The 296-nt window shown below is 61.1% G+C and carries 1 protein-coding gene; it reads left to right on the plus strand.

Annotation, left to right across the window (positions count from 1 at the left end; genetic code table 11):
* Window positions 1-296, plus strand: a 296-nt coding sequence (locus tag SB822_RS56235; protein ID WP_410858996.1) for a transposase, incomplete at both ends; no start/stop codon positions are given.

The following is a 296-nucleotide window of genomic DNA, read 5'->3' on the forward strand; positions in this document are numbered from 1 at the left end:
CGTGACCGCGACGGCAGCTTTGCCCCGATCCTGATTCCGAAGCACGAGCGACGTTTCACCGGCTTTGACGACAAGATCATCGCGATGTACGCCCGTGGCATGACGGTGCGCGAGATCCAGGGGTTTCTGGCTGAGCAGTACGGTACCGATGTGTCGCCGGAATTCATCAGCTCGGTGACCGATGCCGTGATGGACGAGGTGAGTATCTGGCAGGCGCGCCCGCTCGAGCCGATGTACCCGGTAGTGTTCTTTGACGCGCTACGCGTCAAGATCCGCGAGGAAGGGATGGTGCGCAA

The organism is Paraburkholderia sp. SIMBA_054 (assembly GCF_046534875.1).
In the GTDB taxonomy this organism is placed as follows: Bacteria; Pseudomonadota; Gammaproteobacteria; order Burkholderiales; family Burkholderiaceae; genus Paraburkholderia; species Paraburkholderia hospita.